Annotated in this window: 15 protein-coding genes; 4 read left to right on the top strand and 11 right to left on the bottom strand. The window is 70.1% G+C overall.

Features of this window, described 5'->3' with window-relative positions; all coding sequences use genetic code 11:
• Positions 1-6: 6 nt before the first annotated feature.
• The 9 genes from ACFHNC_RS08980 to tssA all read right to left on the bottom strand — a co-directional run bounded on the left by ACFHNC_RS08980 (position 7) and on the right by tssA (position 10,555).
• The gene (locus tag ACFHNC_RS08980) at positions 7-1,512 is read right to left on the bottom strand and encodes a class I SAM-dependent methyltransferase (protein ID WP_437168885.1); all 1,506 of its coding nucleotides are present in this window, start codon (positions 1,510-1,512) and stop codon (positions 7-9) included.
• Positions 1,509-2,480 (bottom strand): type VI secretion system baseplate subunit TssG, encoded by a 972-nt coding sequence (gene tssG, locus ACFHNC_RS08975; RefSeq protein ID WP_437168884.1) that lies wholly within the window; start codon positions 2,478-2,480, stop codon positions 1,509-1,511. The genes ACFHNC_RS08980 and tssG overlap by 4 nt, the downstream gene beginning before the upstream one ends.
• Entirely contained in the window at positions 2,477-4,312 is a 1,836-nt protein-coding gene (tssF, locus tag ACFHNC_RS08970; protein ID WP_437168883.1) for a type VI secretion system baseplate subunit TssF, read from the bottom strand. The genes tssG and tssF overlap by 4 nt, the downstream gene beginning before the upstream one ends.
• Positions 4,312-4,809, bottom strand: coding sequence for a type VI secretion system baseplate subunit TssE (gene tssE / locus ACFHNC_RS08965; RefSeq protein ID WP_437168882.1), 498 nt, complete (start codon positions 4,807-4,809; stop codon positions 4,312-4,314). The genes tssF and tssE overlap by 1 nt, the downstream gene beginning before the upstream one ends.
• A 31-nt stretch (positions 4,810-4,840) precedes the next feature.
• Positions 4,841-5,629 carry a type VI secretion system accessory protein TagJ gene (locus ACFHNC_RS08960; RefSeq protein ID WP_437168881.1) on the bottom strand — a complete coding sequence of 263 codons (789 nt, stop codon included), beginning with the start codon at positions 5,627-5,629 and terminating at the stop codon, positions 4,841-4,843.
• 122 nt (positions 5,630-5,751) lie between these two features.
• Positions 5,752-7,266, bottom strand: a complete 1,515-nt coding sequence (gene tssC / locus ACFHNC_RS08955; protein ID WP_437168880.1) for a type VI secretion system contractile sheath large subunit — start codon at positions 7,264-7,266, stop codon at positions 5,752-5,754.
• A gap of 3 nt (positions 7,267-7,269) precedes the next feature.
• Entirely contained in the window at positions 7,270-8,763 is a 1,494-nt protein-coding gene (gene tssC / locus ACFHNC_RS08950; protein ID WP_437168879.1) for a type VI secretion system contractile sheath large subunit, read from the bottom strand.
• Between the two features lie 3 nt (positions 8,764-8,766).
• Positions 8,767-9,273: a type VI secretion system contractile sheath small subunit gene (tssB, locus tag ACFHNC_RS08945; protein ID WP_437168878.1), complete on the bottom strand. Its 507-nt coding sequence runs from the start codon at positions 9,271-9,273 to the stop codon at positions 8,767-8,769.
• Between the two features lie 169 nt (positions 9,274-9,442).
• Positions 9,443-10,555: a type VI secretion system protein TssA gene (tssA, locus tag ACFHNC_RS08940; protein ID WP_437168877.1), complete on the bottom strand. Its 1,113-nt coding sequence runs from the start codon at positions 10,553-10,555 to the stop codon at positions 9,443-9,445.
• A 287-nt stretch (positions 10,556-10,842) separates the two neighbouring features.
• Between tssA and tssH the strand changes: the two genes are divergently transcribed.
• Positions 10,843-13,497 (top strand): type VI secretion system ATPase TssH, encoded by a 2,655-nt coding sequence (gene tssH, locus ACFHNC_RS08935; protein ID WP_437168876.1) that lies wholly within the window; start codon positions 10,843-10,845, stop codon positions 13,495-13,497.
• Positions 13,498-13,564: 67 nt separating this feature from the next.
• Positions 13,565-14,044, top strand: coding sequence for an Hcp family type VI secretion system effector (locus ACFHNC_RS08930; RefSeq protein WP_437168875.1), 480 nt, complete (start codon positions 13,565-13,567; stop codon positions 14,042-14,044).
• Positions 14,045-14,114: 70 nt separating this feature from the next.
• Here the strand turns inward: ACFHNC_RS08930 and ACFHNC_RS08925 are convergent, their stop codons facing one another.
• Both ACFHNC_RS08925 and ACFHNC_RS08920 read right to left on the bottom strand, forming a co-directional pair.
• Positions 14,115-17,018, bottom strand: coding sequence for a caspase family protein (locus ACFHNC_RS08925; RefSeq protein WP_437168874.1), 2,904 nt, complete (start codon positions 17,016-17,018; stop codon positions 14,115-14,117).
• 1 nt (position 17,019) lies between these two features.
• Entirely contained in the window at positions 17,020-17,994 is a 975-nt protein-coding gene (locus ACFHNC_RS08920) for a hypothetical protein (protein ID WP_437168873.1), read from the bottom strand.
• A 306-nt stretch (positions 17,995-18,300) separates the two neighbouring features.
• Between ACFHNC_RS08920 and ACFHNC_RS08915 the strand changes: the two genes are divergently transcribed.
• Both ACFHNC_RS08915 and ACFHNC_RS08910 read left to right on the top strand, forming a co-directional pair.
• Positions 18,301-20,286 (top strand): type VI secretion system Vgr family protein, encoded by a 1,986-nt coding sequence (locus ACFHNC_RS08915; RefSeq protein ID WP_437168872.1) that lies wholly within the window; start codon positions 18,301-18,303, stop codon positions 20,284-20,286.
• 1 nt (position 20,287) lies between these two features.
• Positions 20,288-20,914, top strand: a complete 627-nt coding sequence (locus tag ACFHNC_RS08910) for a DUF6931 family protein (RefSeq protein ID WP_437168871.1) — start codon at positions 20,288-20,290, stop codon at positions 20,912-20,914.
• The last annotated feature ends 3 nt before the right edge of the window (positions 20,915-20,917 follow it).

The following is a 20,917-nucleotide window of genomic DNA, read 5'->3' as shown; positions in this document are numbered from 1 at the left end:
CTCCCTTCAGACGATCCCCAGGCTGCGCCAGACGGGCAGCCGGTTCTGCAACAGGAAGCCAATCTGTTCGCGCAGATGCGCCAGCATCTCCTCTGGCGGCTCCGCGCCCGGCGGCAGCAGGCCGCGCAGCAGCGGCTCCACCGCCACCCCACCTTCCGGAGCACGGGCGGCGAGATCGGCGATGGCGAGTTCCATCGCATCCACCGCCAGCCCCCCGGCCAGCGCCGGGCTGGCGAGTGCCATGCGGCCGGAGCCCGTGCCATGTGGCGTCAGCCGCCGCGCCGCCACCGCGTTGAAGTGCCGCGCCGGTGCAGCCCCGGTGCCGGACGCCGACCACAGTGGCATCGCGCTGCCACTGCCCACCAGCATGGCCAGCGCCTCCGGCGGCGTCACACTGCCGCAGCCGGGCAGGGACAGCAGGGCGCCGATGGTCTCCGGGCCGGATTCCAGCGCGGCCAGGATCGGTTCGATGATCTGCGGCGGCAGTTCCGCTTCGCCCGCCTGCGTCCGCAGCTTGCGCGCGCCCTTGGCATGGCTGGCCGAGGCCAGCGGAATGGCGGCCACCGCCGCATCCCGCGGAACGCGCCGCAGGCCGCGCACATAGATGTCGCGCCGGAAGGCGCGCGGCACGCACAGATCCAGCACCAATTGCCGCGCCGTGTCATCCGGTGCCGCGTGCCAGATTTCCTGCTGCGCCAGGGTCAGCGACATGGTCGGGAAATTTTCGTCGAGGGTCGCGCTGCCGACAAACTCGCAGCGCGCCGTGGCCATCGCCTCCTGCACATCGGCGAAGAAGCAGGGGCGCCAATGGTCGGTAATGAATTCATGCAGCAGGTAGCCGGCCCGGGCGCCGGAAATCTCCCCGGTCATCAGCGCGCGCCAAGTGGAGGGCGGAAGGTGCTGCGCCTCCGCCGCCACCAGCTTCTGCACGATGTCCCGCGCCGCATCGATGCCCGCCGCCGTGCTGCCGGCACCCCGCAACGCACCGCGTGCCAGGCGGGACAGGCCGAGCGCCCCGCCGGCGCCGGGCAGCGCGTTGTAGGTGATCAGCACCACGCCGCCGGGCTTCAGCCGTCGCCGCAGCAACCGCAGCACACCCTCCCGCACCGGGTCCGCCACCCAGGACCACAGGCCATGCACCGTCACCAGGTCGAATTCCGGCAGCCGGTCCAGCTCCGCCCCGTCCAGCTCCGCCAGGTCCGTCGCCTCGAAGCGCGCATTGGTCAGGCGTGCCTCGGCGGCCATGGACCGGGCCTCGGCGATATGAGCCGGGTTGTAGTCCAGCCCCAGAACCTGTGCCTTCGGATTGCCGGCGGCCAGCACATTGGCAGTGTAGCCCGATCCGCAGCCGATCTCCGCGATCTGCATCGGCGTCTCCGGCCCCACCTCCCACGCCACGCCCATCAGCGCGCAGGCGGCGGCGAGATGCGCGGGGGATTGGAAGGCGTGCCAGGCGGCCGGGTAGGGCTCGCCCACGGGGTAGCCGCGGGACCAGCCGGTTTGCGTGCTCATGCGGCATCCTGACGCGAGGGAGAAATGGGACTGAGCAGCGCCTCCCGCGCATCGGCGCGGCGCGGGCGGGGGGCGGTGAGCCAGCCGGTCCAGCCAAGCCTGGCGCCGCCAACACCAAGTTTCAACGGCGGCACTTCGGCGGCCGCCAGCACCGGGTTCAGCGCGAAATCCTGCTCCAGCCCGACCTGCAGGCGGATCAGCTCGACCAGCCGCCCATGCAGCGACGCGCCGGGCAGCAGCGCCTCAAACTCCTTCAGTTTCAGCGGACCCAGCCGCAGCAGGAAGCGGGCGGAGGGGTCCCAGGCCTGGGCGCCGAGCGCCGCATCCACCCCCAGCCCGCAATTCACGCCGGGCTGGCCGCGCGCCGCCATGCGGGATTGCTCGCCGGTCGGCAGGCGGATCCAGCCGCCGGCGAATTCCACGATCTCCACCGGCGTGCCGGTTTCCTCCGTCAGCAGCCCGCGCAGACGTTCTGCGCTGCGGGAGCGAGAGGCGAGCGCGCCGGCATGGTACAGCAGCGCCGGCAGCGGCGTCGCCAGCCGCTGCACCAGATGCGGCGTGCCAAGGCCACTCGCCGCCGCCAGCACGCGTTCCGCCGGCACCGGGTCCCGCGCCGGGCGGTATTTCGCGCCGGCCTTCACGAACAGCCCCGTGAAGCGCCGCGCCAGCATGTCGAGGAAATTGTGCAACGCGACGGACCGTTTCCGGGCTTCTGCCGCCACCGTTGCCGTGTAGTGCCGCGGCAGCACGCCGCCCGGGCCGATCAGCCCGAAGGTCGGCGTGACGATCTCTCCGGTTTGCGGGTTGCTACCCGCCACCTCCCCACCTGGCGCCCCGAGCCGCGCCTGGGTGCGGTAGGGCAGGTCCACCGGGTCCCGCCCCGGCGCCAGCACCGCCGCCGCCTGGTCCAGGCTGAACCGCGCCGGCTCGGCAGCCAGCTTTTCGCGCGGGGAGGGTGCTTTTTTCACAACAGCACCCGCGTTCCGCTGCGCGCCGGCCAGGTGGCAACGGCACCGCTGCGCCCGCGCAGCAGGGCGCTGGATCGCACGAAGCCATTCACCGAAACCTGCAAGGCCAGGAACCGCTCCAGCACCCCGCACAGCAGGAACAGCCCGCCCGCGGTCCAGGCCTGCGGTTCGAAGGTCAGCGCCACTTCCAGCCCGCGCGCGAAGCTACCGGGCCGCACGCCGGGCAGACGGGCGACGCCGGGGGTGGCGGTGACGGAGATCAGGCCCTCCAGCGCCAGCCGCGTTTCCGGCGTGTCCCGCAGATCATGCAACCGCAGCATTTCCTTCAAGGCGAGTGCCGCCTGCGGCCCGCCGGTGACGCCCAGATGGTTCAGCGCGAGGTGCGAGACCAGCCGCCAGCCGCTGCGTTCCCGCAATTGCGGCCGCAGCGTCGGCGTCGGCGGGGACAGGCATTCAGCGCTGCCGGCCGGCGTGGCGGGATCCGCGATCCGCAGCCGAGGCTGCCCGCCGCCGAAGGGCAGCAGCGAAGGCAAATCCCGGTTGCAGCACAGCGCATCCACGCCGAGCACCCCATCCGCCGGCAGGGACGGATCGAAATGCGGATCGCGCAGCATCAGCCGCGTCTCGCTGCCGCCCAGGATGCCCGGCGCGGGGCGCCGCGCGGCGATCCAGCTCACATCCGTCGCTTCCGCCTCCGCCTCGCTGGGTGCCTCCGCGCGCAGGCGGTGGAAGGCGGGCACGCGTCTCGGGCGCGGATCCTCCGCCCGGCTGAGCCGTACCGCCTCCACCGCGTAGACCTCGAGCGCCGCGGGGCGGCGGGCATCGGGCACCACCAGCCAATCGGATTGCGTGCCATCCAGCGCGATCGGCTCGCAGATCTGCTTGAACAGGTTGATCGCCGGCGTGCAGCCGAGCGCGAAATTCTCCGCCGAGACGGCGCGTTCCAGCTCCGGCACCGCGCGCGAGAGATAGATGAAGATCTCCATCTTCGGGCTGCGCTGCACCAGGCTGCGGCGGTCCAGCCCATCGAGGTCGAGGTAGAGAAACTTCTCGGGGAAGGCGAAAAACTCGGTCAGCAGCCGGTGCCCGGTGAAGGCGCGCGGCGGCCAGGGCAGGGCCGCTTCCTCCGGCGCGAAGCCGCCCTGGCTCAGCGCCTCCCGCCCCAGCAGCACGGGACGCGGATCGGATGGGCCATCGGCCAGCGCGATCGACAGGGTCGAGGTGCAGAGCAATTCGAGAAGCTGCACCGGCACCGGCCCGGCGCCGCGCAGATGCAGCCGCAGCCGGTCGATGCCGATCTCGGCGAAGGTCAGGCCGGGCAGGGTGGTCGACAGCGTCAGCCGCAGCACCGCCACCGCGCCCTGCGCTTGCGGGTTGGCCGGCGCCGGCAGCGGCAGGCCGGCGAGCCGCGCCGCCTCCACCGCCACGGGCCACAGCGTGGTGTCCTGGCAGGTGCGGAAGGTCAGGCGTTCGCCGCGCACCGCCTCCGTCTCCAGCCGCGTGCCGCGCGGCACCAGCGCGGCGCCGGCGGCTTCCGGCTTCGGCAGCAGGCGCACGGTGGTCAGCGAGGGAACCGGCGCCAGAAGATGCGGGCACAACAGTTCCAGCAGTGCATCCGTCAGTTCCGGCAGTTCATCATCCAGCCGGTGCTGCACCCGCGCGGCGAGGAAGGCCACGCCCTCCAGCAGGCGTTCGACATGCGGATCATCCACCGCATCCGGCGTCATCCGCAGGCGGCCGGCAACCTTCGGATTGGCCTCCGCGAATTCCCCCGCGAGGCGCCGGATCGCGGCCAGCTCGCGGTTGTAGAAGGGGAGAAGGTCGTCCGACATCAGCTTTCGCGCACCGTCACGTCGCGAGAGACGGGTTCGAGCAGCGTCTCGAAGCTCACCGGCTCCGGCACCGGATCGGCGCGCAGCACGGCGTCCACCTTCAGCCGCAGCGCGCGGTCCAGCTCATTCTCCCCGCCCACCAGCTCGACGCGGATGGACATCAGCCGCGGTTCGAAGCGGCGGATCGTCGCCTCCACCTCCCGCGCCAGCGCCTCGCGCCGCGCCGGCACGGCATAGGCGCCGGAGGTTGCGTCCGGAATGCCGTAGTTCAGCGGCGAGACCACCAACTCATCCAGCCCCGCCGGCACTGGGCGGCGACGGCGGCGGGCGTTCAGCACCGCTTCCAGATCCCGCCGCACCGCGCGATGCAGCAGTTCCAGCGCCACGGCGATGCTGGGCGGCGGCGGTTCCGGCGCGCCGGGGTCCGCATCCAGCAGCCGGTCGAGCAGCGGCAGCCGCGCCCGATGCGCCGGCCCCCTGATTCGTGTTCCGCTCATCTTTCCCCGCGCGCCGGTGCCAGCCCGGCGCTCAATCGAACACCAGCGTGGTGACGGCGGAAATGGCCAGCGCGTCATCCCCCGCCAGCAGCAGTCGCTGCCCGCGGCCGCGCACCGGCCCATCCTCGGGATGCGTCCATTCGGTGGCGCGGCCGAGCTTCAGCGGATTCTCGGATTCGGCATGAGCGCCGAAATACAGCGCCGGCATGAACACCACGCCCTCGGTGCTGTCCTTCAGCTCGATCGCGCAGCGGCGCCAGAACAGGTCGCGCGGCCGGCGCGGCGGGTCGAAGGTGAGGGACCGCACACGCTCCACCGGCACCAGCATGTGGTCGCCGGCAGTGGTCAGCACCTCGAACTCCGCGGCGAACAGATCATCCGCATCGCGCAGATCGTCGAAGGGTGTGTCATCGGCGCGGCCGGGCGCGCGGGGGCGGAGCGATTCGATCTCCTCCGCCGCTACATTTGCCGCCTCCAGCTCTCCCGCCCGCAGCAGCACGCGGGCGCGCAGCGCCGCCTGCTGCGCGGCGGTCGCGTCATCGCCCTGGTATTTCGGCGCGCGGCCCTCGACGAGCACCTGGCCGCGCACCACCTCCGCGCGCAGCAGCTTGCGGAATTCCAGCACGGCCGGGTTCGGCTCGTGCAGCGCGGCGGCGTCCAACATGCGGTCGGCGCGCTCGGCTTCCCCGACATAGAGCATCAGCTCCGCCAGCAGCCAGCGCGCATCCGAATCGGTCGGCGCGGCCTTCACCGCGGCGGTGGCGGCGGCCAGCGCCGCGGCCAGGTCGCCGGCATGGAAGGCATCCCCTGCGGTGGTCATTCTGGGCATTTCCTCGACTGGACAATTCGCGCAGAGCGCAGCCTAGGCCGCCCTGCGCTGCATAATATTTCACGCCGCTGCACGCGGGGCGACCTCATGCGGCGTTCCGCCGCGGGGCGACCTCATGCCGCATTCCTGCGGGGGGCGAATTCCGTGGTCAGCCGGAAGGCGGCGCCGACCTCATCCAACTGGTGATGCGGACGCAGATGCACGGTGCAGCCGTAGACGCCCGGCTTGTCGCGCCGCTCCCGCACCTCGACCTTCGCATCCATCAGCGGATATTTCGCCGTGACCTCGGCCCCGCCGGAGCCAAGCCCGCTGACGAAGCGGTCGAGCCAGCGCTGCAATTCATACTCCACCTCCGGCGCTTCCCGCGAAGACCCCACCATGTCGCGGCCCATCAGCTTGATGCAATGCGCGAAGCGGCTGACGCAGAGCAGCGTGTTGATCTGCGTGGAAAGCCGCTGGTTCGCCTCCGCGATCGCGCTGTTCATGCGCGGCGGGCGGTGCAACGCGGGCAGCGCGCCAAAACTCGCCTCCGCCAGCCCCTCCAGCGCCGAAAGCGGCACCAGGCGGCCATCGCTGATCTGGCGTTCCTGTTCATCCGTCAGCGCCAGATCCAACGGCGCCCGCGGCGGAGGGCCAGGCGGGTCGGAGGGGAAGCGCTCATAGGGCAGGCCGTCCAGCACGCCGCCGATCGCATCCTCCTGCGGCTCCGCCCCGCGCACCTCGCCGGGCCAGGCGTAGCGGTCGAAGGCGCGCACCGCGGCGGCGGCCAGGCCGTACACGGGCGTGGACCAGACGCGCTGTTCCGCGCCCGCGGCATGGCCGCGATAGCGGAAGCGATCGACGCGGCTGCCATCATCCGGCCAGGGCGCGCGGCCCAGCACGCGCGGCAGCGCGACACACAGGAAGCGCATATCCTCCAGCGCTGCCGCATTGCGCCAGCGCGCATGTTCCGGCCCGCCCAGCGCATCCGTGAGATCAAAGGCCGGAGCGGCTTCCGCGAAGCTGTCCAGCCCGACCAAAGCCGGGGATGCGGCGAAGATGATGGGCGCGAAGGCTGCGGCGGCGACGGCGGCGAAGGCGGTCAGCGCGCCGACATCATCGGTTGGGTGGCCGGGGGCGGGCATGTGTCGGATTTCGTAATCGGCCGCGATCAGGCCGAAGGGCTCGCCGCCGGCGATGCCGAACTCCCGCTCATAGATCGCTTTGAAGACCTGACTCTGGTCGAATTCAACCGCGCGTTCCAGGTCGCGGCACAGTTCCGCCCAGCGCGCCGCAAGCAGTTTCAGCCGAACCTTGCCGCCAGCGGCCGGCAGCCTGTCCACCAGCCAGGCAAGGCCGCGCCAGGATCCTTCCAGCCGCCGCAGCCGCGCCGCATGCAGCACGGCATCCAACTGCGCCGACAGCATCGCATCCAGCGCCGCGACATCCCGGTCCAGCGCACCGCGCAGCGCCTCCGCCGGCCAGGGGTCGCGGGCCAGCGTGGCCAGCCGCGCTTCCCCGAACCAGCCGCGCAGAAGCTGCGCCGCGTCCGTCTCCGCCAGCAGAGCCGCCAGACCCTCGGCAGCCGGATCGCGGCCGAGGAATCGCCCGGCCAGCACCGCGTCGCGCAACGGCGTGGCCGGGTCCATGGTTCAGGACTTTTGCGGAATCCGCGCGACCATCCGCATCGAGGTGGTGAGCTCCTCCATTTGCAGCCACGGCCGCAAATGCGCCACCGCGTTGTAGACGCCCGGCTTGCCCGGTACTTCCTTCACCTCGATCTGCGCCTCGCGCAGCGGGTACTTCGCGCGGGCTTCCTGACCGGCGCCTTCCATCGGATTGACGAAATTCTGGATCCAGCGGTTGAGCCAGACCTCGCAATCCGACGCCTCCATGAAGGACCCGATCTTGTCCCGCGCCATCACCTTCAAATAGTGCGCGAAACGGCTTGTCGCCATCATGTAGGGCAGGCGCGCGGAGATGGCGGCATTTGCCGTCGCCTCCGGCCGGTCATACTTCTTCGGCTTCTGGGCCGACTGCGACCCGAAGAACACCGCGTAATCCGTGTTCTTGTAGTGGCAAAGCGGCAGGAAGCCGAGGCCGGAAAGCTCCGCCTCGCGCCGGTCGGTGATGCCGATCTCCGTCGGGCACTTGGCATCCGCGTCGCCGTCATCGCTGGTAAAGGTGTGGTTCGGCAAATTGGAGACCTTGCCGCCACCCTCCGCGCCGCGGATCGCGGTGCAGAAGCCGTATTGCGCGAAGGCATCCGTCAGCCGCGCCGCCTTCACATAGGCCGCGTTCATCCAGCAGTAATCGTGGTGACCCTGCGCCTGGGCGGAGCCATCCGCGTTGCGCGGGGCTTCCTCGTAGTCGAATTCCTCGATCGGCTTGGTCGCGGCGCCATAGGGCAGGCGGGCGATGACGCGTGGCATGACCAGCGCCACGAATCGCGCATCTTCCGTCTCGCGGAAGGACCGCCACTTGGCGTATTCCTGCGTCTCGAAGATCTTCGCCAGGTCGCGCGGCTTGGACAGTTCTCGCCAATCCTCGAAGCCGAACATCCCGGCGCCCACGCCGGAAATGAACGGCGCGAAGGCGCCGGCGGCAACATTGGAGATCAGCCGCAGCGTCTCCACGTCATCCGGATGCGCGGTCCACTCATAGTCCCCGACCAGTGCGCCGTAAGGCTCGCCACCGGGCGTGCCGAACTCGTTCTCGTAGATCTTCTTGAACAGGCCGGACTGGTCGAACTCAACCGCCCGCTGCAGATCCCGCGACAGGTCCTTCTTGCTGGCCTGCAACATGCGGATCTTGAGACTGGTGCCCGTCTCGCTGTTCATCACCAGGTAGTTCAGCCCGCGCCAGGAGCCTTCGAGCTTGGTGAAGCGCGGATGGTGCATCACCTGGTTGAGCTGTTCGCTCACCTTGGCGTCGATCGCTGCGATGGCGCGGTCGAAGGTCTGGGTCAGGTTGCGGCTGAAGGTCACGGTGCCCTTCAGCGCTTCCTCGGTCAGCGCCTTGATCAGCTCCTGCGCCCGGTCGCGCTCGGTCTGCTTGGTGGCACCGATCACCTGGTCCAGCAGGCCGAGGCCGCCTTCTTCGGTGGTGGTTGTGGCGCCGCCCGGTTGTGACTGCGTCGAGCTCATGGCTCAGCCCTCCTTCTTGTCGAGGCCAAGCTCGGCGGACAGCGCGTCGAGCTTCGACTTGTCGTTCAGCACCTGCTCCAGCAGGCCTTCCAGCTCATCGGAGCGGTCGACCTTGCTCATCAGGTCACGCAGCTTGGCGCGGGTTTCCAGCAGCGCCTTCAGCGCCGGGACCTGCTCGGCCACCTTTGCCGGTTCGAAATCCTCCATCGATTTGAACTTCAGGTTCACCGCCATCTGGCTGCCATCGGCGGCCAGGGTGTTGTCGACCTTCAGGTTCAGCCCGGGCGCGATGCGCGCCATGACGTCGTTGAAATTGTCGCGGTCGATCTGGACGAATTTCCGGTCGGCCAGCGGCTTCAACGGTTCCGTCGGATCCCCGGCGTAATCGCCCATCACGCCGACGACGAAGGGCAGTTCCCGCACGATGGCGGCGCCTTCGGTCTCGACTTCGTAGGTGATGTGGACGCGCGGCTTGCGCACGCGCGCCAGCTTGTCATGGACGCTTGTCATGGCGTTTTCCGTACCCTCAGGTTGAACGTGCCGGTCTTGACCGTGTCGGGTCGCAAGGGATCGCGACCGAAGCCGTTGCCTTGTCGGCAGATAACGCTTTCGGTGCCCGGCGCGTCAACCTTTGCGGGTGTGCGTCGTACCCAGGGCGCGGCATGCTGGTGGCGCGCGCTCATTCCGAAAGCTCCTCCGGCCGAATGCCGAGGCGGGCCAGCAGGCCGTGCCGCGCCTCCATATCCGGCAGCACCTCCGCCAGCAATTCGGCCAGCGTCATACGTCCGCGCCGCACCGCCTCATCCAGCGTGTAGGACAGGGGCGAATGCGGTTCGGTGCGCCGGAAATATTCGGCGATGCGGCCCAGCTCCCGCAACGCATCCTCCCGCGTTGCCAGAACCGCCGGGCCGCCGGCGGCCGCCACCGGCGCCGCGGCTGCCGTGCCGGCTGTTGGCGACTGGGCGGAAGTGGCCGCCACCGGGGCCGCCTCCGCCACCGCGCCGCCGAGGCTGCCCACCACCTCGATGATCCGGTCCAGCAGCCGGCTGACATTGCGGGTGGCGGGCGCCTCGCTGCCGAAGCGGGTGTCGGTGGCCTGCTCCATCGCCAGCCAGGCCTCGCGCGCCACCATGGCGGCCTGGCCGGCGCCGCTCAGAAAGGCCCGGTCCATCCGTGCCTCGGCCTGCAACGTCGCCAACTCCGGCACGCCCGCCGCTCGCCGCGCGGCCAGGCGTTCCTCATTGACGATCGCCGCCGTCTCCTCCGCCTGGTCCCATTGGTACAGTCCCAGCGGCGTGCCGTCCGTGCGGCGGAACAGGGGGAGGCGGCGCAGCGGCTGCATCACCGTGCCGTCGCTGCCGCTGCCGGCCAGCCCGCCGATCGGCGCGGCGCGAGCATCCAGCCCATCCTCATCCGGCTGCGGGAAGCCGGCATCCCAGTACTGTTCGCACAGCCCGGTGATCAGCTTCGCCCCGGCGGCGAGGCCGGCCAGCCCATGCTGGCGCACCAGCGCTTCCGTCAGCCAGGCCGCCACCTCGAAATCCTTGGCGCGCGTCGCCAGCGTTTCCTGCCCGATGCGCGCCACGTCGCGCCAGGCCTCGGCCGGCGGGCTTTCGGTGTCCCCGTCGCTGTCGCGCGCCCGTTCCTCGGCCCTGGCCGCGGCACGGGCGTCGCGCAGGCGCTGATAGGGTGAGCTGGGCGAGAAATCGCCGCGCAGATCCACCCCGGCGCCACCCTCGCCAGCATCGAGCGGCGCCAGCAGCGCCTCCAGGTCGATCGGGTCCTCGGACACGCAGTCACTCCCTGCCAAATCCTGGCCGCAACATGCCGGAGCGGAACCGCCCCGGCAGCGCCACACCATTCTGCCGCAGCTTCAAGTCGTCGCGATACCTCCAGGTGAGGCTCATGAAACGCCACGAAACGTGGCGAAACACGCCCTACCCCCGCCGCTGGCATTGTGGACACCTGCGCTACCGCTGATTAGCCTACGCCTTCGAAACGGCTTTCGCCATGCGAAGGACCGTTCGTTAAGGCCCGGCGATTAACGTCAGGTGCAGGACCCGAGGAGCGAACCGTCACATGGTGGCTGTGGACCTGAAATCCGTTGTCGGGCGGCTGAGCGATATCTGCCGCCGGCAGGTGGAGGCGGCCGCCGGGCTGACGCTCTCGCGCAGCCACTACAATGTGGAAGTCGAGCATGTGCTGCTGAAGCTGGTCGAGACCAGCGGCAGCGACATCGCCCATATCCTCCGCAAGCTCGAGGTCGATGCCGGCAAGGTTGCCGCGGAACTCACCAAGGCGCTCGACCGGCTTCGCACCGGCAATGCCCGCGCCCCGGCGCTGTCGCCCGATATCGTCGCCTGGCTGCGGGAAGCCTGGCTGATCGCCTCGCTCGAAGCCAATGTTTCACGCATTCGTAGCGGTCACATGCTGGCCGCGCTGCTGGCGGATGACGCGCTGGCGCGCACGTTGCGTGACAGTTCGCCGACTCTCGCCGCCGTGCCGGCGGACCGCGTGCGCCGCAACCTGCCCGACCTGACCAGCGGCAGCGAGGAAGCGACCCAGGCCGAGGCCACTGCAACCGCCCCCGGTGCCGCACCGGCCGCCAGTGGCGCACCGCGCGGCGATGGTCCGCTGGAGCAGTTCTGCACCGACCTGACGGCGCAGGCGAAAGCCGGAAAGATCGACCCGATCCTCGGCCGCGACGCGGAAATCCGCCAGATGGTGGATATCCTGACCCGCCGCCGCCAGAACAACCCGATCCTCACCGGCGAGCCCGGCGTCGGCAAGACCGCGGTGGTCGAGGGCCTGGCGCTGCGCATCGCGCAGGGCGACGTGCCGGCGGCGCTGCGCGGCGTGAAGCTGATGTCGCTCGACCTCGGCCTGTTGCAGGCCGGCGCGGGCGTGAAGGGCGAGTTCGAAAATCGCCTCAAAGGTGTCATCGACACGGTGAAGGCCTCCCCCACGCCGATCGTCATGTTCATCGACGAGGCGCATACGCTGATCGGCGCCGGCGGCCAGGCCGGGCAGAATGATGCCGCGAACCTGCTGAAGCCGGCACTCGCGCGCGGTGAGCTGCGCTGCGTCGCCGCCACCACCTGGGCCGAGTACAAGAAGTATTTCGAGAAGGACGCCGCGCTCACCCGCCGCTTCCAGGTGGTGAAGGTGGATGAACCCTCCGAGCCGCTGGCCATGGCCATGCTGCGCGGCCTGGTGACAACGCTGGAGAAGCATCACGGTGTCCGCATCCTGGACGAGGCGATCAGCGATGCGGTGAAGCTTTCTGCGAGATTCATCCCGTCGCGCCAGCTTCCCGACAAGGGCGTGTCGCTGCTGGATACCGCCTGCGCCCGCGTCTCCATGAGCCAGGCCTCCATCCCGGCGCCGATCGAGGACCGTACCCGCAAGCTTGAGATGATCGCGACGGAGCTTGGCGCCGTCGGCCGCGAATCCGCCACCGGCAGCGACCACGCCGCCCGCATCGCGGCACTGGAAGCCGAGCGCGCAAAGGCCGAGGCCGAGCTTGGCGAACTGAACACGCGGTGGGAGGCGGAGAAGGCGCTGGTCGCCAAGATCCGCGATCTGCGCCTGCAGGCCGAGACCGCGGCGCTGAACCTGACCCCGGATGCGCCACCTTTGGACGCAGAGCAGGTCCGCAAGGATCTGGCGGATGCGTCGAAGGAACTGAAGGCGCTGCAGGGCGAGAACCCGCTGGTGCATCCGGTGGTCGATGGCCAGGCGGTGGCGGAGGTCGTCGCGACCTGGACCGGCATTCCGGTCGGCCGCATGGTCTCGGACGAGATCAAGACGGTGCTGAACCTGAAGCAGAAGCTGATGGAGCGCGTCGTCGGCCAGGACCATGCGCTGGATGCCATCGCGCAGGCCATCCGCACCAGCCGCGCCGGGCTGACCGATCCGCGCAAGCCCATCGGCGTCTTCCTGATGGCCGGCACCTCCGGCGTCGGCAAGACGGAAACGGCGCTGGCGGTGGCGGACCTGCTGTATGGCGGCGAACAGAACCTCACCGTCATCAACATGTCCGAGTTCAAGGAGGAGCATAAGGTCTCGCTCCTGATGGGCTCGCCCCCCGGCTATGTCGGCTACGGCGAAGGCGGCGTGCTGACGGAAGCCGTGCGCCGCCGTCCCTATTCCGTGGTCCTGCTCGATGAGATGGAGAAGGCGCATCCCGGCGTGCAGGACGTGTTCTATCAGGTCTTCGACAAGGGCCAGATGAAGGATGGCGAGGGGCGGGACATCGACTTCCGCAACTGCGTCATCATCATGACCAGCAATGCCGGCACCGACACCATCGCGAAGCTCTGCGCGGACCCCGACACGGCGCCCGAGCCGGAGCCGCTGCGGGAAGCGTTACAGCCGGACCTGCTGAAGGTGTTCAAGCCGGCCTTCCTCGGCCGCTGCAACACCGTCATCTACTACCCGCTGGCGGACGAGGTGCTGAAAAGCATCTGCATCCTCAAGCTCCGCAGCATCGGCCGGCGCATGGTCGAGAGTTACGGCGTGCCGCTGGAATTCGACGATGCGGTGCCGGAGACCATCGTCTCCCGCTGCAAGGAAGTCGAATCCGGCGCGCGCAACATCGACAACATCCTCAGCCGCACCCTGCTGCCGGAGCTTTCCGCCGGCATCCTGGAACGGCTCGCGGCGGGGGATGAGATCAACCGGGTGCAGGTCGGCATCAATGATGCCGGCGGCTTCCGGTACGACCTCGGCTGATAGGCCCCGCCGCCGAGGCAGCTTCATTCGGGGACATGTTGGTCAACCAAAGGCAAGGGACCTGACAATGGCGATCTTCATCAAATATGGCGACCTCGCGGGCGAGGCGACGGCGACGGGCTACGAGAAGTGGATGGAGGTCCAGAGCCTTCAGTGGGGCGTGGGCCGCGGCATCTCCTCCGGCGTCGGCGGTGGCTCCAAGCGCGAGGCGTCGGCGCCGAGCGTGTCCGAGATCGTCGTGACCAAGACGATGGACGCGATCTCCCCGCTCATGCTGAAGGAAGCGATCGGCGGTGACGCGAAGACCGTGAAGATCGACATGACGCAGACGGATGCGAGCGGCAAGCACATCGCCTACCAGAAATACATCCTGACCAACACGCTGGTCAGCGGCTATTCGCTGAGCAGCGGCGGCGACCGTCCGTCGGAGTCGCTGTCGCTGAACTTCACCAAGGTGGACAGCGAGTATCTGAAGGTCGATGACAAGTTCAAGTCGACCACCACCGGCCACGTGATCTACGACATCGCTTCCGCCAAGTCCGGCTGAGCCACCCGGGCCAGGCCCGCGCCTGCCACCCCACCCGGTGTTGCACCGGGTGGGGTTTTTCATGCGGCGATCAGGGCTGCGGCACGATGGCCAGCGAGAAACTCCGCAGATCGCGGCTTGCGCTACGGAACACCGCATCCTGCCGGTGCCGCTTCTCCGCCGCCAATTGCGGCACCCGGCGCATCACCCATTCGCCCAGCGCCAGCGCGCTGACCCGTCCCTCGCCATCCGCCGCCGCGCGACCGCCGAGTGCCTCCAGCACCGCGAAGGCGAAGACGCCGTTGCGGTCATCATAGCTGTCCAGCGCCTCCTGCACCGAGGTGCTGGCAGCGAGCAGAAAGCGCCCGGTCTCGTTGCCCAAGGCGGAAAGCTGGTCCATCGTCAACTGCCCGGCGTGGCAGGTATCCAGCAGCAGCAGCCCATCCCGCGCACGGATGCGGGCGATGGCCGCGACCAGCACGGAGTCCTCGATCCCCTGGCGGCGCAGCGCGGCCCAGTTGCCGGTTTCCGTCGCATCCTGCGGCAGGAACAGGAAGCGCTGGTCCGGCTCCGTCCGCACGCCATGGCCGGCGAGATACAGCACAAAGGTGTCCTGCGGCTGCGTCGTGCGCGCCAGATCCTCCAGCGCCGCCAGCACGCCGCGGCGGGTTGCCTGGGCATCGCGCAGCACCGTCACCTGCACCTCGCGGAACAGCCCGCCGGCGCGGGCACGCAGCGCACGCGCCACGGATTCCGCATCCGGCACGGCGAAGTTCAGATTCAGCGCCGGGTTGGCGTAGCGGTTGATGCCGATGGCCAGCACCATGAGCCGCCCGGCTTCCGGCGGCGCCTGGGTTCCGGCGCGGCGCAGATCCAGCGCCGGGCCTTCCGCGAACAGGGCGCGGTCCTCCGCATACAGCCGCGTGGTTATGCGGTTGGGGCCGGGGTCCAGCGGCACCTCCGCCTCCAGCGCGCCGGCGCCGCCCCGCGTGCCGGGCGCGAGCTCGGGTTCGGCCCGCGCCGCGATCCGGTCATTCACCAGCACGTCGAGGGGGCCGAGGCCCAGGCCGCGATCCGTGGTGGCGAAGCGCAGCCGCAGCGCGGTGGCCCCCTCCGGCAGGCTGCGGCTGTCCCAGGCCAGCTCCGTGCAGCCGCTGGGTGTCACGGCGCAGGCCGATTCGGGCGCGAGCAGCGGCAGCCGGCCGACGCGGGCACGCAATTCGCCAAGCTGTGCCAGCCGCGCGCGGGCCGGCGCGCCGTCTCCGGCGATGCGCGCGCGCACCGCGGCCGGCGCATACAGCGCGCGATAGGCCTGCTGGAAACTCGCCCATTCCGGCGTCTGCGCGCGGCCGCCATTCAGATGCAGCCCGACCAGTTCCTGCCCGCCATTCGGCGCATGGTCGAACAGCCCCTCCGGCGTCCACAGCACCCAGCGCTGCGATTCCGCGTGGATGAACAGCGCCGCCTGTTCGGTGATGACCCCGCCCGTGATCCGCCACCAGCGCAGCGTGCCATCTCCCAGCGCGCCCACCGCGACATCGCCCGCCAGCGCCAGCCCCCAGACCGCGCCCGGCACCGGCAGGCTGGCGACCGCGCGGCCGGATGCATTGAACAGCCGCAGATGGTTGTCGGTGCCAAGCAGCAGCCCCGCATCCCCATCCAGCAAGGCCAGGCTGCGAGCGAACTCCCCGGCGCCCAGCGTCAGCAGCGTGCGGCCGAGCCGCGGGCGGTTGGTGTCCCGCCAATCGGTTACCACCAGCCGCGCGCTCTCGGTCCGCGCCGTCGCGAAATCGCCGCTGGCGGCGCCGAGGCTGCCGGCCAGCGCATCGAACACCAGCGGTGCCGCGCCCTGGCGCAGCGCCACGCGCAGCCGCGTGCCATCGGCGGAAACCGCAAGCCCGGCGCCGGTATTGCGGAAATCCGCCCCCGGCGGCCGTGGCGCGATCGCCAAAGCCCCATCCGGCGCCAGCATGCCCCAGCCCGGATCGGCCGCGGCGAAGGCCAGCCCGCCACCTGGCAGCGGCAGCAGATGCGCGATGGCGTCCCGCGCCGCCGCCACATCGGTGAAGCCGCCAAGGCCGTAATCGCCCCAGCGGCGGATGAGAAATTGCCCCCCGGCACGGCGCGCATAGCCCGCCGCATGCAGCTGCACGCCACCGCTGCCATCCTGCGCCCAGGTCACCGCCGGCAGGCCCTCGCCCTCCAGCCCCGCCACATCCGGCGTGAAGACGGCGCGCAGATCGTTGCTGGCCAGCACCTCCACCCGCAGCCGGTCCTCGAAGCCCAACGCGATCAGCCCGCCATCGGGCGACCAGGCCAGGCCAAAGGGCCGCGCATTGGCCAGCGGCACACGCTCCGCCAGCTTGCGGCCGGTGGCGTCGTACACCCGCAGCCTTCCATCGGCGCCGCTGGCGGCAAGCCTCTCGCCCCGCGGTTCGAAGGCCACCATGCGGGCGGGGCCGGTGAATCCCGCATCGGCCCACAGCGACGCGCCGGTGGTGGCGTTCCAGACGCGGATGCCGGCGCGCCCGCCCAGCGCCGCGGCCAGACGCGTGCCATCGGCGGATAGCGCCAGGTGCTGCACCGGCGCCGGCAGGCCGGGCAGCCGCGCCAGCATGCGGCCGCTGCCGGTGTCGAACAGATAGATGGCGTAGCTGCGATCCCAGGCCGCGCCGGTCCAGCCGGCGACGAAGGCGCGCCTTCCATCCGGCGTCAGCGCCACGGCATACAGCTCGCCCTCCGCTTCGGGGGCGATTGGCGGACGCAGCACGGCGCGCAGGGTGCCTTCGGGCAGATCCCACAGCCGCAGCGTCTTGTCGTCGGAGACGCTGGCCAGGATTCGCCCCGCCGCATCGGTCGCCAGTCGCGCCACGGGCGCGGTGTGAGCGGCGGCCTCCACCCGCAGGAAGGGCTGCTGCGGCGGCTCGGGCACCTGCGCCGCGGCCGGCGCGAGAACCGCGACCAGCCACAGCAGCAGGAATGCGAGCCGGCGCATCTCAGGTGGCCAGTTCGAAGCCCTGGCCCTGCGCGGTCAGGCGTTCCGCGGTGCCGACGCTCTCGGCGAAATTGTCGCGCCGAGCGATGTTGCTGGCGGCCAGGGACCGCACATCGCGGCCCTCCGCCAGGGCGGGACGGTCGCCGAGCTTCTGCGCCTCCGGAAAGGCTTGCGCCGCCGCATAGCCGCGGACGCCGGAGCTGGTTTCCACCTGGGCAAAGCCGTTGCGTGACGGGCGCAGCGTCACCCGCTGCCGCGCCGGCAGTTGCGCCACTTCCGGGGACCCGGCATCGGGGCGCAGATACAGCTTCACCGCGCCACTCGGCTGTGCCGGTAGCGCGCGCACCGGCATGGCGGCGGCCTGCTTCACATCCGGGGCCAGCGTGTCGATGGCGGTGTCGAATTGCGCGCCGCGGTTGGCGATCTGGCCATTGATGGTCTGCGCCAGTTGGATGTCACGCTGGGTGCGGGCGCGGATGTTCTCCATCGCCGCCGCCGCCTGAGGGCGGGCGAGGCGGCCGGTTCGCAGATCGGCGCGGATCTGCTCGGCGCTGCGGAAGCGGCAATCCATCAGCTGGTTGAAGGCCAGTTGCGTGCGATCGAGCTGCACGTTTTCCGCCGCCAGGTCGCTCGCCACAGCTAGGCTGAGCGAGGCCTGGTCGGTCGCCTGCTGCTGGCGGGCGGAGAAGTAGCCGGCGGTACCGCCCGCCACGCCGCCACCCACCGCGCCGATCGCGGCGCCGGCCGCGATGCCGCTGCCGCGCTGCCCGGTGGCCGCGGCCAGCAGCCCGCCGAGCAGGGCGCCGCCGACCGCGCCCATGGCGGCGCCGCGCAGGATGTCCTCGGCGAAGAAATTGCCGGTGCTGTCGAGCGCGACGAGCTGCGTGCGGCAGGCATCGCCATCCTCGGCGCCGATCCGCGCTTCCCGCGTCGAGACGCAGGCGGTCAGCATGGCGGTGGCGGTCAGCAGCGCCAAGCCTCGCTTCAGCCTGCCGCGCATCCGGCTTGGCGGTGGGGCAGCAGCGGGTGTGCGAAAGGGCATTTCGGCATTCCAGCGCAAAGTCAGGAAACGAACCGTAACAGCGCCCATCATTCATGGCCACTGCACAATTCGCGCCACGGTTGCGCGGGCGGCGCAACATTGTTGCATCCTGTTCCATCGGGTGCCGCGGTTGCTTCCGTCGGCGGCAAAGCCTGTCTATCCTGTCCAAATGGGCAGGGGTTCCTGCGTTCCGGTTGAGTTTCACGGCCGGTCGGATTCCCAGGGGAGGACCTGACGGGCATGCAGCCTCCGCGACTACTCGGCATCAAGACGCATCTGCCTGACCGGGCGCTTCTGGTCGTGCGTCTGAACGTGACCGAGGAGGTGGGCGCCCCCTACAGCATCGAGGCCGAGGTGCTGGGCGAGGACCCGGACCTGCTGCCCGAAAGCCTGCTGACCAAGGATCTCTGCATCACCGTCACGCAGCGCGGGCCTTCGGCGCTGGTGCGGCACTTCCATGGCGTGGTGGCGGAATTCCAGCGCCTTGGCCCGGGGCCGGGCGGGCGCATGGCCTATCGGCTGGTGGCGGTGCCCAACCTCTGGCGCCTCGGCCTGCGCCGCAACTGCCGCATCTTCCAGGACAAGACGGTGCAGGAGGTGGTGAAGGCGGTGCTCGCCGATCACGGCCTGGCGGAGCCGAAATGGAGCATGCTGCCCGGCTTCACGCCGATGCCCTACTGCACGCAGTTCAACGAGACCGACCTGCACTTCGTCTCCCGCCTGCTGGAGGAGCATGGGCTGACCTACAGCTTCACGCACAGCGCGTCGGGCCATGAGATGAACGTGGCCTACAGCGCGCAGGGCTTTCCCCAGCATGTCGAGGAAAGCATGACGGCGGAGCACGGCGCGCCGCAGCTCGATTATCTCGGTGGCTGGCGGCGGATCAACCGCGCGCGCAGCGCCATGACCAAGCTGGACGACATGGACAGCGAAAGGTCGCGCCCCTCCGAAGTGCTCGCCGCCACGCGACAGACCCGCGCCTACCCGGAGGAAGCCAAGATGTGGGCGGCCGGTGAGGTGTTCCACTGGCCCGGCGGCATGTCCACCCGCCCCGATCTGGAGAGCGGGGAGGTGCTGATGGGCGCGCAGGAAGCCGCGTCCGAGGAATACGGCGCCGATGCGCGCGACCCGCGCTTCACCCCCGGCGTGCGGCTGTTCGTCGGCGTGAAGCGGGAGGATGGCAGCCTCAACAACAAGCAGTATCTGGTCACCGGCGTCCGCCACCAGGCCTCCGACGCTTCCGGGCTTGCGGCCGGCGCCGGGCAGACGGAGCATTACGCGGCGCAGCTTCGGCTGGTCTTCGCCGCGCGCGTCTGGATGCCGCAACCGCGGCACGACCGGCCGATCATGCCCGGCATGCATTCGGCCAAGGTGACCGGCCCGAGCGGGGAGAAGATCCATCTCGACGAATTTGGCCGCGTGAAGGTGAAGTTCCGCTGGGACCGGGTCGCCAAGGACGATGATACCGCCTCCATCTGGGTGCGCGTCATGCAGACCGCGGCCGGCGCCTGGGGCGGCACCTGGTTCCCGCCAAGGGTGGGGGATGAGGTGCTGGTGGCGTTCCTGGATGGCGACCCGGACCGGCCGATCGTCGTGGGTTCAGTCTATGGCAAGGATGCGCCGCCGCCCTTCAAGCCCGGCACCAACAAGGCGCAAAGCGGCATCCTGACGCGCAGCTACAAATCGGACAGCGCGTCGGACGCCAACATGCTGCGTTTCGAGGACAAGAAGGGCAGCGAGGACATCACGCTGCACGCGCAGAAGAACCTGACGGTGGAGGTCGAGAACGACGAGAAGACCACCATCGGCCGCAACCAGACGCAGGTGGTGCAGAATGCCCGCACGGTCACGGTCAAGGATGCGGATGACACGCTGACCCTGGAAAAGGGTAACCGAATCGAAACAATTAAAATGGGCAATGATTCGCTTGCCATCGAGATGGGTAACCGCGACACCGTGCTGAAGATGGGCAATGACAGCACCCAGCTGAAGCTCGGCAACCTGACCGTCAAATGCGACCTTGGCGCCATCACGCTGGAGGCGATGCAGTCGATCACGCTGAAGGTCGGGCAATCCTCCCTGGTGGTGGATCAGACCGGCATCACGCTGAAGGGCATGCTCATCACCAGCGAGGCGCAGCTCGTGCACAAGGTAAAGGGCCTGATGGTGCAGGAGAAGGCGGATGCGCTGGTCCAGGTCGAGGGCGCCCTGGTGATGATCAACTGATATGACCGAGCCCCTCCCCAAGCTCGCCGCGCCGCTCCCGCCCCTGCTGCCCCGGCTGGAGCTCGACCCGCCGGCCATGGCCGCCATCGCCGGTGCCACCACCGCGGCGGAGGGCATTGCGAAGCTCGAAGCCGCCGGGCTGCGGAACGAGGCCGCGCGGCTGGCCGCCCATGCGCTGCCGAAGCGGGAAGCCGTGTGGTGGAGCTGCATGTGCGCCCGCGCGGTGCCCGACCCGGCGCTGACCCCGGCCGATGCCGCGGCGTTGCAGGCCGCGGAAGCCTGGGTCCGCAAGCCGGGCGATGACGGGCTGCGGCGCGCGGCGATGGAAGCGGCGCAACGCACCGGCTTCCGATCCCCCGAGGCCTGGGCCGCGGTGGGGGCCTTTTGGTCCGGCGGCAGCATGGCGCCGGCCGGCCAGCCGGAGGTACCGCCGCCGGACCACCTGACCGGCGTGGCCGTCAGCGGCGGCGTGGTGCTGGCCGCGGTCCGCATCCGCCCCGAACGGGCGCAGGACCGGTTGGCGCGCTTCCTGGCCTCGGCGCGGGACATCGCCGCCGGCGGCGCCGGGCGTATCGCGCCGGAGGACGGCGGCCAGGTTATGGAAGCCCAAAGGGTGGAGGTCGGCTGATGC

It is taken from the genome of Falsiroseomonas sp. E2-1-a4 (assembly GCF_051433165.1).
GTDB lineage: Bacteria > Pseudomonadota > Alphaproteobacteria > Acetobacterales > Acetobacteraceae > Falsiroseomonas.
Note: the sequence above shows the minus strand (reverse complement) of the source record. Positions and strands in the feature narration are given on the sequence as shown.

Coding starts and splice junctions, on each gene's coding strand:
- tssC (WP_437168879.1), bottom strand. CDS start 8,763: ATGAGCTCGACGCAGTCACAACCGGGCGGCGCCACAACCACCACCGAA.
- tssC (WP_437168880.1), bottom strand. CDS start 7,266: ATGGACCCGGCCACGCCGTTGCGCGACGCGGTGCTGGCCGGGCGATTC.
- tssF (WP_437168883.1), bottom strand. CDS start 4,312: ATGTCGGACGACCTTCTCCCCTTCTACAACCGCGAGCTGGCCGCGATC.
- ACFHNC_RS08960 (WP_437168881.1), bottom strand. CDS start 5,629: ATGACCACCGCAGGGGATGCCTTCCATGCCGGCGACCTGGCCGCGGCG.
- tssB (WP_437168878.1), bottom strand. CDS start 9,273: ATGACAAGCGTCCATGACAAGCTGGCGCGCGTGCGCAAGCCGCGCGTC.
- ACFHNC_RS08930 (WP_437168875.1), top strand. CDS start 13,565: ATGGCGATCTTCATCAAATATGGCGACCTCGCGGGCGAGGCGACGGCG.
- ACFHNC_RS08910 (WP_437168871.1), top strand. CDS start 20,288: ATGACCGAGCCCCTCCCCAAGCTCGCCGCGCCGCTCCCGCCCCTGCTG.
- ACFHNC_RS08925 (WP_437168874.1), bottom strand. CDS start 17,018: ATGCGCCGGCTCGCATTCCTGCTGCTGTGGCTGGTCGCGGTTCTCGCG.
- ACFHNC_RS08980 (WP_437168885.1), bottom strand. CDS start 1,512: ATGAGCACGCAAACCGGCTGGTCCCGCGGCTACCCCGTGGGCGAGCCC.
- tssE (WP_437168882.1), bottom strand. CDS start 4,809: ATGAGCGGAACACGAATCAGGGGGCCGGCGCATCGGGCGCGGCTGCCG.
- ACFHNC_RS08915 (WP_437168872.1), top strand. CDS start 18,301: ATGCAGCCTCCGCGACTACTCGGCATCAAGACGCATCTGCCTGACCGG.
- tssH (WP_437168876.1), top strand. CDS start 10,843: ATGGTGGCTGTGGACCTGAAATCCGTTGTCGGGCGGCTGAGCGATATC.